At 71.5% G+C, this 12603-nt stretch carries 11 protein-coding genes and 1 riboswitch; of the genes, 6 read left to right on the top strand and 5 right to left on the bottom strand.

Annotation, left to right across the window (positions count from 1 at the left end; all coding sequences use genetic code 11):
* The first annotated feature begins 24 nt into the window (after positions 1 to 24).
* Positions 25 to 474, top strand: coding sequence for a DUF3180 domain-containing protein (locus ACQP1K_RS26905; RefSeq protein WP_433498476.1), 450 nt, complete (start codon positions 25 to 27; stop codon positions 472 to 474).
* A 64-nt stretch (positions 475 to 538) separates the two neighbouring features.
* Here ACQP1K_RS26905 and ACQP1K_RS26900 read toward each other — a convergent pair whose 3' ends face one another.
* From ACQP1K_RS26900 to ACQP1K_RS26885, 4 genes are all read right to left on the bottom strand, one after another.
* A complete protein-coding gene (locus ACQP1K_RS26900) occupies positions 539 to 1717 on the bottom strand; it encodes an NADH-quinone oxidoreductase subunit D (RefSeq protein ID WP_433498475.1) in 1179 nt (392 codons plus the stop codon).
* Positions 1718 to 1798: 81 nt separating this feature from the next.
* Positions 1799 to 2284, bottom strand: coding sequence for an NUDIX domain-containing protein (locus tag ACQP1K_RS26895; protein WP_433498474.1), 486 nt, complete (start codon positions 2282 to 2284; stop codon positions 1799 to 1801).
* Positions 2285 to 2393: 109 nt separating this feature from the next.
* Positions 2394 to 3071 (bottom strand): pentapeptide repeat-containing protein, encoded by a 678-nt coding sequence (locus ACQP1K_RS26890; protein ID WP_433498473.1) that lies wholly within the window; start codon positions 3069 to 3071, stop codon positions 2394 to 2396.
* A 63-nt stretch (positions 3072 to 3134) separates the two neighbouring features.
* Positions 3135 to 4478, bottom strand: coding sequence for an aminotransferase class V-fold PLP-dependent enzyme (locus ACQP1K_RS26885; protein ID WP_433498472.1), 1344 nt, complete (start codon positions 4476 to 4478; stop codon positions 3135 to 3137).
* Positions 4479 to 4527: 49 nt separating this feature from the next.
* Positions 4528 to 4643, bottom strand: a riboswitch (SAM riboswitch).
* A 193-nt stretch (positions 4644 to 4836) separates the two neighbouring features.
* Between ACQP1K_RS26885 and ACQP1K_RS26880 the strand changes: the two genes are divergently transcribed.
* On the top strand, positions 4837 to 6036 hold the full coding sequence (locus tag ACQP1K_RS26880) for a cytochrome P450 (protein WP_433498471.1): 1200 nt from the start codon (positions 4837 to 4839) through the stop codon (positions 6034 to 6036).
* On the opposite strand, the gene ACQP1K_RS26875 is transcribed toward ACQP1K_RS26880, so the two are convergent.
* The gene (locus tag ACQP1K_RS26875; RefSeq protein ID WP_433498470.1) at positions 6026 to 7063 is read right to left on the bottom strand and encodes an SAM-dependent methyltransferase; all 1038 of its coding nucleotides are present in this window, start codon (positions 7061 to 7063) and stop codon (positions 6026 to 6028) included. The two genes, ACQP1K_RS26880 and ACQP1K_RS26875, sit on opposite strands and share 11 nt — an antisense overlap.
* Before the next feature lie 159 nt (positions 7064 to 7222).
* Between ACQP1K_RS26875 and ACQP1K_RS26870 the strand changes: the two genes are divergently transcribed.
* The 4 genes from ACQP1K_RS26870 to ACQP1K_RS26855 all read left to right on the top strand — a co-directional run bounded on the left by ACQP1K_RS26870 (position 7223) and on the right by ACQP1K_RS26855 (position 12594).
* Positions 7223 to 8113, top strand: a complete 891-nt coding sequence (locus tag ACQP1K_RS26870) for a Rossmann-like and DUF2520 domain-containing protein (protein ID WP_433498469.1) — start codon at positions 7223 to 7225, stop codon at positions 8111 to 8113.
* The gene (gene panC, locus ACQP1K_RS26865) at positions 8104 to 8961 is read left to right on the top strand and encodes a pantoate--beta-alanine ligase (RefSeq protein WP_433498468.1); all 858 of its coding nucleotides are present in this window, start codon (positions 8104 to 8106) and stop codon (positions 8959 to 8961) included. Before ACQP1K_RS26870 ends, panC begins: the two co-directional genes overlap by 10 nt.
* A gap of 218 nt (positions 8962 to 9179) precedes the next feature.
* Positions 9180 to 11804 carry an L-aspartate oxidase gene (locus ACQP1K_RS26860; protein ID WP_433498467.1) on the top strand — a complete coding sequence of 875 codons (2625 nt, stop codon included), beginning with the start codon at positions 9180 to 9182 and terminating at the stop codon, positions 11802 to 11804.
* A gap of 7 nt (positions 11805 to 11811) precedes the next feature.
* On the top strand, positions 11812 to 12594 hold the full coding sequence (locus ACQP1K_RS26855; protein WP_433498466.1) for a type III pantothenate kinase: 783 nt from the start codon (positions 11812 to 11814) through the stop codon (positions 12592 to 12594).
* The last annotated feature ends 9 nt before the right edge of the window (positions 12595 to 12603 follow it).

The raw sequence follows: 12603 nt of genomic DNA, 5'->3' as shown, positions 1-12603 counted from the left end.
CAGCCCCATCGGAACGGAGCGTGCGTGAAACCGAGCAACCCCGGCGTCCTGGTCGGCCTGGTGGTGGTGTTCGGGCTCGTCACCTGGGGAGTGCTGCAGCAGACCTACGCGGTGCTGCCCACCCTCCCGTGGACGGCCATCCCCACCACGTTGCTGCTCGCGCTCGGCGAGGCGTACACCGGCTGGCTGACACGTGCGAGGATCCTGCGCAGGCCGGACACCAAGCCCGTCGAGCCGCTGGTCGTCGCCCGGCTGGCGGCGCTGGCCAAGGCGACGGCGCACACGGGGGCGGTGTTCGCGGGGGTGTTCGCCGGATTCGCGTGCCGTGTGATCGACATGCTCGAGCTGCCCAAGCCCCGCCAGGACGCGCTGATCGCGGGCGGATCATTCCTGTCATGCGTGATCCTGATCTGCGCGGCGCTGTTCCTGGAGTACTGCTGCCGCGTCCCCGGCAAGCCGGAAGGCGAGGAGTGACGAGCCCGGACGGGACCGGACGAGCCTCGGAGTAGTGACGAGACCCGGACGATGCGCCTCCGGGTTATTTGTCGATGTCTCCGACGACGAAGAACAACGAGCCGAGGATGGCCACCATGTCGGAGACCAGGTGACCGGGCAGCATCTCCCGCAGCACCTGGATGTTGTTGTACGAGGCGCTGCGCAGCTTCAGGCGCCACGGAGTCTTCTCGCCCCTGGACACCAGGTAGTAGCCGTTGAGGCCGAGCGGGTTCTCGGTCCAGGCGTAGGTGTGGCCCTCGGGGACCTTGAGCACTTTCGGCAGCCGCTGGTTGATCGGCCCCGGCGGCAGCTCCCGCAGCCGTTCCACGCAGGCGTCGGCCAGGTCCAGGGACACCTTGACCTGGTCGAGCAGCACCTGGAACCGGGCGTTGCAGTCGCCCGCCGAGCGGGTCACCACCGTGACGGGCAGCTCGCCGTAGGCGAGGTACGGCTCGTCACGCCGCAGGTCGAAGTCCACCCCCGAGGCACGGGCGATCGGGCCGCTCACGCCGTACTGCATGATCGTGTCACGGTCGAGGACACCGATGCCCCTGGTCCTGGCCAGGAAGATCTCGTTACCGGAGATCAGTTCCTCGATGTCGGGCAGGCGGTGCCGTACGTCGGCGACGGCCTGGGCGGCCCGGTCGAGCCAGCCGAGGGGAAGGTCCTCCTTCAGCCCGCCCACGCGGTTGAACATGTAGTGCATGCGGCCGCCGGAGATCTCCTCCATGACGTGCTGCAGCGTCTCACGCTCCCGGAAGGCGTAGAAGACCGGGGTGATCGCGCCGAGCTCCAGGGGATAGGAGCCGAGGAACATGAGGTGGTTGAGCACCCGGTTGAGCTCGGCCAGCAGCGTCCGGGCCCACACAGCACGCTGGGGGACCTCCATCCCGAGCATGCGCTCGACGGCCAGCACGACCCCCAGCTCGTTGGCGAAGGCCGACAGCCAGTCGTGCCGGTTGGCGAGCACGATGATCTGCCGGTAGTCGCGTACCTCGAACAGCTTCTCCGCGCCCCGGTGCATGTAGCCGACGATCGGTTCGGCGGCGGCGATCCGCTCACCGTCGAGTGTGAGCCGCAGCCGCAGCACCCCGTGTGTGGACGGGTGCTGCGGGCCGATGTTGAGGACCATGTCCTCGGTGGCCAGTTCCTTCGGCTGGACGGCGGCAGCGCCCGAGCCGATGCCGACCACGCGCTCCCGCCGCGTGCCCTCCTCGGTCATACCGTCCATGCTCCCACGCCCGTACGGCACCGCGAATGTCGCGGCGAAGTGCGCGGCATGGCGGCCGGGCCGGCCCAGGCGTCACCGCGTCGCTTCATCGGGCAGGTAGACGGCATGCCCGTCCTTGCGGGCCCGGCGGGCGGCCGGCAGACGCGGCGCCGTGGTGGCCGGCAGCAGGGCGGTGGCCTGCTCCCAGGGGAAGAATCCCGCGTCGTCCAGTTCCTCCTCCTGCAGCAGCAGCGACGTGCCATCGGCGATCGTGCCGCCGTCGAACAGAAAGTTGACCATCGAGCGCGGCCGGTCGCCGAGCGGCGGCGCCCAGTCGAGCACGAGCAGCGCGCCCGGCTCGACCCGGAGGCCGAGCTCCTCGTGGACCTCGCGGCGGGCGCCGTCGTGGGGTGACTCGCCCGCTTCGATGATGCCGCCGGGGATCGCCCAGCCCGGCCGGTAGTTGGGCTTCACCAGCAGGACGCGGTCGTGGACGTCGGTGAGCAGCAGACATGCCGAGGCGTAAATCGTGGGCAGGGTGGCGAACCACTCCGGCGGCTCGAGATATGGCTTGCTCATCCGATCACGTTACCCACCGTATGACCACGCGCGGAGCCGACACGGGGGAGGCCCTCACCGGGGCCGTATGAGCCCGGGGATGAGGTGAGCTCTGGAACCGCCGCGGCCCTCAGTCGTCTTCCACGGTGACGCCGAGGATGTGGGCGAACATCGGGGCGAGCTCCATCAGCTGGAGGCCGCTGATGGTCGCGCCGCGCAGCGCGTCGTACCCGTCGAGGAGGCCCAGGGAGGTGGCGCCCCGCAGGTCGACGTCGGTCATCTTCGCCTTGTCGAACCGCACCCGCTCCAGACCTGAACCCGGGAACGAGACGCCGGTCAACGTGGCGCCGGCGAAGTCCACGTAGCGCAGCGTGCACTCCACGAACAGCACCTCCCGCAGCTCGGCGGCCCGGAAACTGACCGAGTCGAGCTTGCAGCGGTGGAAGGTCACCCGGTCCAGCTCCGCGCCGGGCATCGCCGTACCGGCCGCCGCGCTCGTGATGATCTCGGCGTCCGCCCAGGTGCTCTCCGTGAGGTCGCCGCCCACCCAGCGCGCGGTGTGCAGCCACACGTCGGTGAAGCGGGCACGCGGGAAGCGGCCGCCGACGAACGTCACCGACGTGAACGCCGACTCGATGAACCTCGCGTCGCCGGCGTCCTCGTCCTCGAACTCCTGCCCGTCGAACAGGAGCGTGTCGTAGTCGCCGCTCCGGGCCAGTCTGCCGTCGAACGGCTCGAGGTGATCCGCGTACGGCAGTGCGGCGAGCTCACGGGGCTGCTCGTAGGCATGTCGGCGGCGTTTCGGCATCACCCCAACGTAGCGGGGGCGTACGACGAACCACCGCCTGACGGCGTCCCCCGGTGTGATCTGTCAGATGCGCCGCAGGGCCTCGATGAGGCGGTCGACGTGCTCCTCGGTGGAGCCGATGCCGATCGACGCCCTGATCGCCCCGGTCGTGCCGTCCGCGCACCCACCGTCCTCGGCGGCGTCGTCCGATGCCGAGAGGAGGTGCCGGACGAACGGGTGGGCGCAGAACTTGCCGTCTCTGACGCCGATGCCGTGCTCGGCCGACAGCGTCTCGGCCACATCTCTGGCGGTGTGACCGGCCACCGTGAACGACACGATGCCGACACGCGGGTGGTCGGGCCCCCACAGCGACAGCTCCCGTACGCCCTCGACCGTGGCCAGACCGGCGCGCAGGCGGGCGAGCAGCCGCTTCTCCTCCCGGATGAGCGGCCTCCAGCCGGTGGCGCTCAGCGCGTCGCAGGCGGCCGCGAGTGCGATCGCGCCCAGCACGTTGGGGGTGCCCGCCTCATGCCTGGCCTCGGGGTCGTCGCTCCATTCCGCATGACCGGCGGAGCCGGCGGGATCGGACCCGGCGCCGACGGTGCGCACCGCGCCGCCGCCCCGCAGGTACGGCTCGGCCCGGGTGAGCCAGTCGGGCCGGCCGATCAGCACCCCGGCGCCGAACGGCGCGTAGAGCTTGTGCCCGGAGAACGCGACGTAGTCGAGGCCGAGTGCGGTGAGATTGAGCGCCCGGTGCGGGACGAGTTGGGCGGCGTCGACCGCGATGCGGGCGCCGTGCCGGTGGGCGATGTGCGCCAATCCCGCGATCGGCCACAGCTCACCGGTGACGTTGGAGGCCGCGGTGACGACCAGCAGCGCGGGGCCCTCGATCGACGCGAGCGCCTCGTCGGCCGCCCGCACCGCCTCTCCCGGGAACGCGGGCGGCGCGAGCCGTACGGCACGGGGCCAGGGCAGCAGCGAAGCGTGGTGCTCGGAGTCGAACACCACCACCGTGGCGCCCTCGGGCAGGCAGCGGGCCAGCAGGTTCGTCGCGTCGGTCGTGTTGCGCGTGAAGATCAGCGCGTCGTCCCCCCGGGCTCCGACGAAGGCCCGCACGCTATGCCTGGCCTGCTCATATCGGGCGGTGGTGAGCTGCGAGGCGTACCCCGCGCCGCGATGGACGCTCGAATAGGCCGGGAGCGCGGCGGCGACGGCCGCGTTCACCGGCTCCAGACAGGGCGCGCTTGCCGCGTAGTCCAGGTTGGCGTACGGCACGAGCCTGCCGCCCCTGACCGGCACCCGCAGGTCGCCGCCGAGAACCGCCGGGATCGGGCGGGAACCGGAGGAGACCGGACCATGGGCGGTCGCGACATCGGCGGCGGCGGGGGTGGGAGCGGCGGGGTTGAGAATACTGAGAACAGCGGACAACGCCAGGCCTCCTTGGGGTCGGGGACCCGGCCATGGCGTCGTATGGCGGAGCCCGCGCTTGCCCGGCACACCTCGTGCCGGACCCGGTCCTCACCCGGGGCACCCCGCCGCGGACGCGAGGGTTGCCGGCCAGCGAGCCGGGGCTTGGCGCTGGCGCTCATGACCTGGCTCGCACTATAACCCATCGGCCCGGCCCGTCACCATGAGCCCTCGCACCCCCCGAGCGCCGACAAACCGAGCGCCGACAAACCGAGCGCCGACGACCCGAGCACCGACGACGTCCACCGGGACAGGGGAGCTGGTTCGCGGTAACCGCTCTGCGAGACGAATGCCCTGATGGATGCGTATGGTGTGCATTGTGAAGTTTGATCCCTGGAATCCCGAGTTCATCGCACACCCGTACGACGCGTATCGCGACCTGCGCGAGAACGACCCGGTCAGCTTCTTCGAGCCGACGGGTCAGTGGCTGATCGCCCGTCATGCCGATGTGAACGCGCTGCTGCGCGACCGGCGGCTGGGCCGGTCCTACCTCCATCTCGGCACGCACGAGGAGTTCGGCAGGGAGCCGGAGCCGGAGTTCCAGGAGCCGTTCTGGCGGGTCATCCGCGCCGGGATGCTGGATGTCGAGCCACCGGTCCACACCCGGTTGCGGCGGTTGGTGTCCAAGGCGTTCACGCCCAGGATGGTCGAGTCGCTCCGCCCCCGGGTACGGAAGATCGCGACCGAGCTGACCGAGGGACTGGTCGAGCGCGGCGGCGGCGATCTCCTCGCCGAGGTGGCCGAGCCGCTGCCGGTGACCGTGATCGCGGAGATGCTCGGTGTGCCCGAGGCCGACCGGCATCTGCTGCGGCCGTGGTCGGCGGACATCTGCGGGATGTACGAGCTCAACCCCTCGGTGGAGGCGCAGCACACGGCTGTGCGTGCGGCCGAGGAGTTCGCCGCCTATCTGCGCGACCTCGCCAGGACGCGCCGGGACCGGCCGGGTGACGACATGATCTCCGCGCTGGCCCAGGTGGTGGACGACGGGGACCGGCTCACCGAGGACGAGCTGATCGGCACCTGCGTGCTGCTGCTCAACGCCGGTCACGAGGCGACGGTCAACGCCACCGGCAGCGGCTGGTGGGCGTTGTTCCGCAACCCCGGTGAGCTGGCGCGGCTGCGTGCCGACTCGACTCTGATGCCGACGGCCGTCGAGGAGCTGCTGCGCTGGGACACTCCGGCCCAGATGTTCGAGCGGTGGGTGCTGGAGGACATTGAGGTCGGCGGGGTGACGATCCCCCGCGGGGTCGAGGTGGCGCTGCTGTTCGGCTCGGCCAACCGCGACCCCGAGGCCTTCGCCGACCCGGATCGCCTCGACATCGGCCGGGTCGACAATCCACACATCTCGTTCGGAGCCGGCATCCACTTCTGTCTCGGCGCGCCGCTCGCCCGGATCGAGATGGCGGAGTCGTTCAGCGCCCTCCTGCGGATGGCGCCCAAGCTGGAGCTCGCCGAGGAACCCGCCTGGAAGCCCAACTACATCATCCGGGGGTTGGAGTCGCTCAAGGTCACCGTTTGACCTGGGCGAGCCAGCCGAAGCCGCCGAGGCCGGCGGGATCGATCAGCTCGGCCTCCTCGGCCGCCCGTCCGAGCGCCCGGACGTAGCCGACCGGATCGGCTGCGGCGAGTTCGACCGGCGGCCGGACACCGGTGACGCCGAGATCGCGCAGCGCCTCCCGCTGGGTGGTCAGCGTCGTGGCCACGGCGCCGGCCAGTTCGCCCGCCGCCGCGCACGCGTCCAGCGCGACGTGCGCGGTGATGTCGCACGATCCGTCCGGTACGGCCGGCGTCACCGAGCCGTCGCGGTAGGCCGTGAGGCTGCCGAGGGGTGGCCGGTCGCCGGCGCGATGGGCGTAGTCGACGGCGATCGCCGTGCCGCGCGCGAGCCGTACGATCACGGCGGCCCAGGCCTCGTCGCGCGGCCGGCCGATCTCCGCACGCCGGCCGACGAGTCCCTCGCCGCGCGGCGGCCTGTCGGCGCCCCGCACCGGCTCATGGGCGCCACGCCGCGGTGTGTCGGCGCCGCGCAGCGGCCACCAGCGGTCGAGCCAGGCCAGATCCTCCGGGCAGGGAGGCGGGCCGAGGCGTTCCGCGCCGGTCTCGGGATCGACCAGCACCAGGCGCGGCCCCGACGGGGTGTGCTCGACGACGTCCACCGGGATGTTGTCCAGCCACTCGTTGGCGACGATCAGCCCTTCGACGCGGTCGGGTACGGCGTCCGCCCAGGTGATCCGGCCGTCCAGGCCGGGGGGACGCGGAGCGAGGTCGACGGCGGTGATCCGCAGCCGTTCCGCCAGGCCGGGCGGTGCGATCGCCAGGACGCGGGCGGGCAGCAGGCCGTCGCCGCTGCCGACGTCGACGAGATCGATCACCTCAGGTCTGCCGAGCGACCCGTCGACCCGCTCGACCAGGCGGAGCACGGCCCAGGCGAAGACCGCCGACACGTGCACCGAGGTCCGGAAATGCCGGTCGGGCCGTTCCCGTAGGTAGAAGCCGCCGTCCCCGTAGAGCGCGCGTTGCGTGGCCGCGCGCCAGGTCAACCACACACGTCTCACGTTACCCAGGCCGCGGAAGATGACGAAAAGTAGTCACCTTCGTACTCGTGGCTCAACATAGTGGAGGGGGAAGTGGGACAAAATTGGACCATGGGTCAAGGCCGGGCAGGCCCGCGCGGCTACGCTGGGCGGGGCGGAGGGGAGGCCTCTATGGAGACAAGCGACCGCCCGGGACGGCTTGCCGTGGGAGTGCTCGGCGCGGGACGGGTCGGTTCGGTGCTGGGCGCGGCGCTCCGGCTCGCCGGACATCGGGTGGTGGCCGCGAGCGGGGTCTCCGACGCGTCCCGCCGGCAGGCGGCCGAGCGGCTCGGCGTGGAGTTGAGCAGGCCGGAGGATGTGATCCGGCAGGCCGAGATCGTGCTGCTCACCGTGCCCGACGACGTGCTCCCCGAACTGGTCTCCGGTCTGGCCGCCACCGGTGCCGACCTGCGCGGCAAGCTGCTCGTCCACGCCAGTGGCGCGTACGGCCTGGCCGTGCTCGACCCGGCGGCCGAAGCGGGCGCGCTGCCCCTGGCGCTGCATCCGGTCATGACGTTCACGGGTCGTGACGACGATCTCACCAAGCTGAACGGATGCTCCTTCGGGGTGACCGCCCCGCTCGTGCTGCGCCCGGTGGCCGAGGCCCTCGTGATCGAGATGGGGGGTGAGCCCGTCTGGATCGCGGAGTCCGACCGCGCCCTCTATCACGCCGCCCTGGCCAATGCCGCCAACCATATGGTCACGTTGATCGCCGAATCGCAGGAACTGCTTTCGAAGATCGGAGTCGAGCATCCCGGACGGATGCTCGGCCCGCTGCTCGGCGCGGCGCTGGACAACGTGCTGCGCCTGGGCATCGGCGCGCTGACCGGGCCGGTGGTGCGCGGCGACGCGGGAACGGTGCGCAAGCATGTCGACGCGCTCATCCTGGCAGCCCCCGAGGCGGCCGACGCCTATGTGGCCCTCGCTAGGCTCACCGCGGACCGGGCGCTGGCCGCCGGGCTGCTCAAGCCCGAGACCGCCGAGCGCCTCCTGGACGCGCTGGGAGGGAATGTATGGACTTGACCGTCGCGGGCACCCGGGCGGAACTCGCCGAGGCGATGAAGGCGAGGGAGCACGCCGGTGACAGGGTCGCCCTGGTTCCCACGATGGGGGCACTGCACGAGGGCCATCGGTCGCTGATCCGGCTGGCGCACGAGCACGCCGATCATGTCGTGGTGAGCGTCTTCGTCAACCCCCTGCAGTTCGGCCCAGGTGAGGATTTCTCCCGATATCCCCGGACTTTCGAGGCGGATCTGGCGGCGTGCGCCGAGGAGAACGTCTCTGTGGTCTTCGCACCGTCGGCCGACGATCTGTACCTGCCCGACCGGCAGGTCGGCGTGTCGGCCGGACACATGGGCACGATCGTCGAGGGCACCTTCCGTCCGGACCACTTCGACGGCGTGCTGACCGTCGTGCTCAAGCTGTTCAACCTGGTCCGGCCGGATGTGGCGGTCTTCGGGCAGAAGGACGCCCAGCAACTCGCGCTCATCCGCCGCATGGTCGCCGACCTGAACGTGCCGGTCTCCGTCGTCGCCGGACCGACCCTGCGCGAACCCGACGGCCTCGCGCTGTCCAGCCGCAACCGCTATCTCTCCCCGGAGGAGCGGACCACCGCCCTCGCCCTGTCGCGTGCGCTCCGCGAGGGGGCCGCGTACGGCACGCCGAGGGACATCCTCCGCGCGGCCGGCGCCGTACTGGACGGGGCGGCTCGGGCGGAGCCGCCCCTCGTGCTCGACTACCTGGTGCTGGCCGATCCCGCCACGTTCACCGACGTCGGCGACGACCACCGGGGTGAGGCGGTGCTCGCGGTGGCCGCCAGGGTCGGCACGACACGCCTGATCGACAACGTCGTCATCCGGCTGCGGGCCTGACCGGCAATGGCCCGATCGGAAACCGTCTGATCGGAACCGCCTGATCGGTCAAGCGGTCCGGCCGGAAAGTGGTCCGGCCCAAAAGCGGTCTGGCCGGAACCCACCTGATCGGGAAAGTGGTCTTTCCGGAGCAGCGCGACTGATCGAAAGGGGTAGGGCGGGGACGCGTCACCGCCATGGGGGCGTTATCGTCATACTGACGAAAGGGGAACCCCCGTATGGTGGCGATTCCGAGGAAGCTCACTGCCCCTGCTCCCGGATGGAGCGTGCACGCCGACGCGGTGGTCGTCGGGTCCGGCATCGCGGGCCTCACCGTGGCCCTGCGCTACACCGAGCTGACCGCCGCCGGGCGGGTGCTCGTCGTCACCAAGGACGTGCTCTCCGCCGGATCCACCCGATGGGCCCAGGGTGGCATCGCCGCGGTCCTCGATCCCGAGGACACCCCGGACGAGCACCTCAACGACACCCTCGTCGCCGGCGTCGGGCTCTGTGACGAGGACGCCGTACGGATCCTCGTCACAGAGGGCCCAGACGCGCTCAAGCGGCTCATGGACCACGGCGCCCGGTTCGACCGGGACACCGACGGGCAGCTTCAGCTCACCCGCGAGGGCGGCCACCGGCGTAACCGCATCGTGCACGCGGGCGGCGACGCGACCGGCGCCGAGGTGCAGCGTGCGCTGGTCGAGGCCGTGCTGGCCGAGCCCCGGATCGAGGTCATCGAGCACGCGCTCGCCCTCGACGTGCTCCTCGACGCCGCCGGTCACGCGTGCGGGGTCACCCTCCACGTCATGGGTGTGGGCGCCGGGGACGGCGTGGGCGCGGTGCGCGCCGGTGCGGTGATCCTGGCCAGCGGCGGCATGGGCCAGATCTACGCCGCGACCACGAACCCGCCCGTCTCCACCGGAGACGGCGTCGCGCTCGCGCTGAGAGCCGGCGCGGTGGTACGCGACCTGGAGTTCGTGCAGTTCCACCCGACCGTGCTGTGGCTCGGCGAGGATTCGACCGGCCAGCAGCCGCTCGTCTCCGAGGCGGTCAGGGGCGAGGGCGCGGTGCTCGTGGACGCCGCGGGCGACCGGTTCATGCGCGACGTGCACGAGCTGGCCGATCTCGCGCCGCGCGACGTGGTCGCCAAGGCCATCACCAGGAAGATGCGGGAGACCGGCGCCGATCACGTCTACCTCGACGCCACGCACTTCGGCGAGGAGAAGTGGCAGGCCAGGTTCCCCACCATCCTGGCGGTCTGCCGTGAGCACGGCGTCGATCCGGTCGAGCGGCCGATCCCGGTGGCGCCCGCCGCCCATTACGCGAGCGGCGGCGTGCGCACCGACCTGTCCGGCCGGACCAGCGTCCCCGGTCTGTACGCCTGCGGCGAGGTCGCGTGCACCGGTGTGCACGGCGCGAACCGGCTCGCCTCCAACTCCCTGCTGGAGGGGCTCGTCTTCGCCGAGCGCATCGCCGGCGAGCTCGCCGTACGGGACCTGTCGCCGGGCGAACCCGCCGAGCATGACGACCGCCCGGACGGGCTGGTCGATCCGCGCACCCGGCCGAGGTTGCAGAACCACATGAGCCGGGGGGCGGGCGTGCTGCGGAGCGCGCGTAGCCTGGCCGAGGTCGCCCGCGCCCTCGGTGACGCCAGGTGGACGCCCGTCGCGGTCGAGCCACGCACCGCGTCGTGGGAGGCGACCAACCTCATGACGGTGGCGTCCGCCCTGGTGGCCGCCGCCGCAGGACGCGAGGAGACCCGCGGCTCGCACTGGCGTGAGGACCATCCCGACCGCGACGACGACCGCTGGCGGTCGCACATCGACATCGTCCTGGGAGCGAAAGGACTGACCATGCGGTACGCGCCCCACACCGAGCAGCCCGAGCAGCCCGAGCAGCCCGAGCAGCCCGAGCGACCGGGGCGGCCAGAGCAACCGGGGCAGGCAGCACGACCGGAGCAGTCCGAGCGGCCGGGGCGGGCGGAACCGGAGGACACGCTCGGGACCGAGCTGACCGGGCTCGGCATCGATCCCGACCGGCTGCGCGACCTCGTGCGTACCGCGCTGGCCGAAGACCTCGCGGGCGGACAGGATGTGACCTCGGCGGCCACCATCCCGGCAGGCCGGACGGCCGTGGCCGACGTGGTCGCACGCAGGGCGGGCGTGGTGGCCGGCCTGCCGATCGCCGAGGCCGTCTTCCGTCAGGCCGCCGGGCCCGTGACGATCGAACGGCGCGTGGCTGACGGCGACCGGGTGGGGCCCGGCGACGTCCTCATGACGGTGCGCGGCCCGGTGGCCGACCTGCTCACGCTGGAGCGGACCGCGCTGAACTTCCTCACCCACCTGTCCGGGATCGCCACCCTCACCCGGCGCTGGGTGGACGCGGTGGCCGGCACGGGGGCCCGGGTGCGCGACAGCCGCAAGACGCTGCCCGGCCTGCGTGCGCTGGAGAAGTACGCGGTGCGCCGCGGTGGCGGGGTCAACCACCGCATGGGCCTCTACGACGCGGCGCTGATCAAGGACAACCACGTCGTGGCCGCCGGAGGGGTCGCCGAGGCGTTCCGTGCCGTACGGCAGGCCTTCCCCGGTCTGCCGATCGAGGTCGAGGTGGATCGCATCGACCAGATCGAGCCGGTCCTGGCCGAGGGGGCCGACGAGATCCTCCTCGACAACTTCACGGTCGAGCAGCTCGCGCGGGCCGTACGTCTCGTGAACGGACGGGCGCGGCTGGAGTCGAGCGGCGGGCTCACCCTGGACACGGCGCGCGCCGTGGCGGAGACCGGGGTCGACTATCTGGCGGTCGGGGCGTTGACGCATTCGGCACCGGCACTGGACATCGGACTGGATCTTCGTGGTGCATAATCGGGGCATGCTGCTCACCATCGACGTCAGCAACACCCACACGGTGCTTGGCCTGTTCGAGGGTGAAGAGGTGATCGAGCACTGGCGGATCGCGACAGATCCCCGCCGTACGGCGGACGAGATCGCCGTCGTGCTGCAGGGCCTGCTCGGGCAGTCGCCGATCCTCAAGGACGCCGACATCGGCGGCATCGCGATCTGCTCGACGGTTCCGTCGGTGCTCAACGAGATGCGGGAGATGTCCCGCCGCTACTTCGGGGACGTCACGACCGTGGTCGTCGAGCCCGGTGTGCGCACCGGTGTCCCGGTGCGGATGGACAATCCCAAGGAGGTCGGCAGCGACCGGATCGTGAACGCGCTCGCGGCCGCCAGCCTGTACGGCGGGCCGTGCGTGATCGTGGACTTCGGCACGGCGACGTCGTTCGACGCGGTGTCCGGACGGGGCGAGTACATCGGCGCGGTGACCGCCCCCGGCCTGGAGATCTCGGTGGACGCGCTCGCCGAGGCCGGGGCGCAACTGCACAAGGTCGAGCTGATCCGGCCGCGATCGGTGATCGCCAAGAACGCGGTGGAGGCGGTGCAGTCCGGCATAATCTACGGTTTCGCCGGGCTGGTCGACGGCATCGTGGATCGGATGACGGCGGAGCTCGCCGCCGACCCCGACGACGTCACGGTGGTCGCCACCGGCACCGGTGCCCCGCTGGTCGTCGACGAGGCCCGCACGATCGATGTACACGAACCCTGGCTCACGCTGATCGGACTCCGCATGGTCTATGCCCGCAACACCTTGTGAGACCCGGGG

Source organism: Sphaerimonospora sp. CA-214678 (assembly GCF_050942215.1).
Taxonomy (GTDB): Bacteria; Actinomycetota; Actinomycetes; order Streptosporangiales; family Streptosporangiaceae; genus Sphaerimonospora.
This window is presented reverse-complemented; position numbering and strand designations above follow the sequence as displayed.

Coding starts and splice junctions, on each gene's coding strand:
- ACQP1K_RS26900 (WP_433498475.1), bottom strand. CDS start 1,717: ATGACCGAGGAGGGCACGCGGCGGGAGCGCGTGGTCGGCATCGGCTCG.
- ACQP1K_RS26895 (WP_433498474.1), bottom strand. CDS start 2,284: ATGAGCAAGCCATATCTCGAGCCGCCGGAGTGGTTCGCCACCCTGCCC.
- ACQP1K_RS26890 (WP_433498473.1), bottom strand. CDS start 3,071: ATGCCGAAACGCCGCCGACATGCCTACGAGCAGCCCCGTGAGCTCGCC.
- ACQP1K_RS26870 (WP_433498469.1), top strand. CDS start 7,223: ATGGAGACAAGCGACCGCCCGGGACGGCTTGCCGTGGGAGTGCTCGGC.
- panC (WP_433498468.1), top strand. CDS start 8,104: ATGGACTTGACCGTCGCGGGCACCCGGGCGGAACTCGCCGAGGCGATG.
- ACQP1K_RS26860 (WP_433498467.1), top strand. CDS start 9,180: ATGGTGGCGATTCCGAGGAAGCTCACTGCCCCTGCTCCCGGATGGAGC.
- ACQP1K_RS26855 (WP_433498466.1), top strand. CDS start 11,812: ATGCTGCTCACCATCGACGTCAGCAACACCCACACGGTGCTTGGCCTG.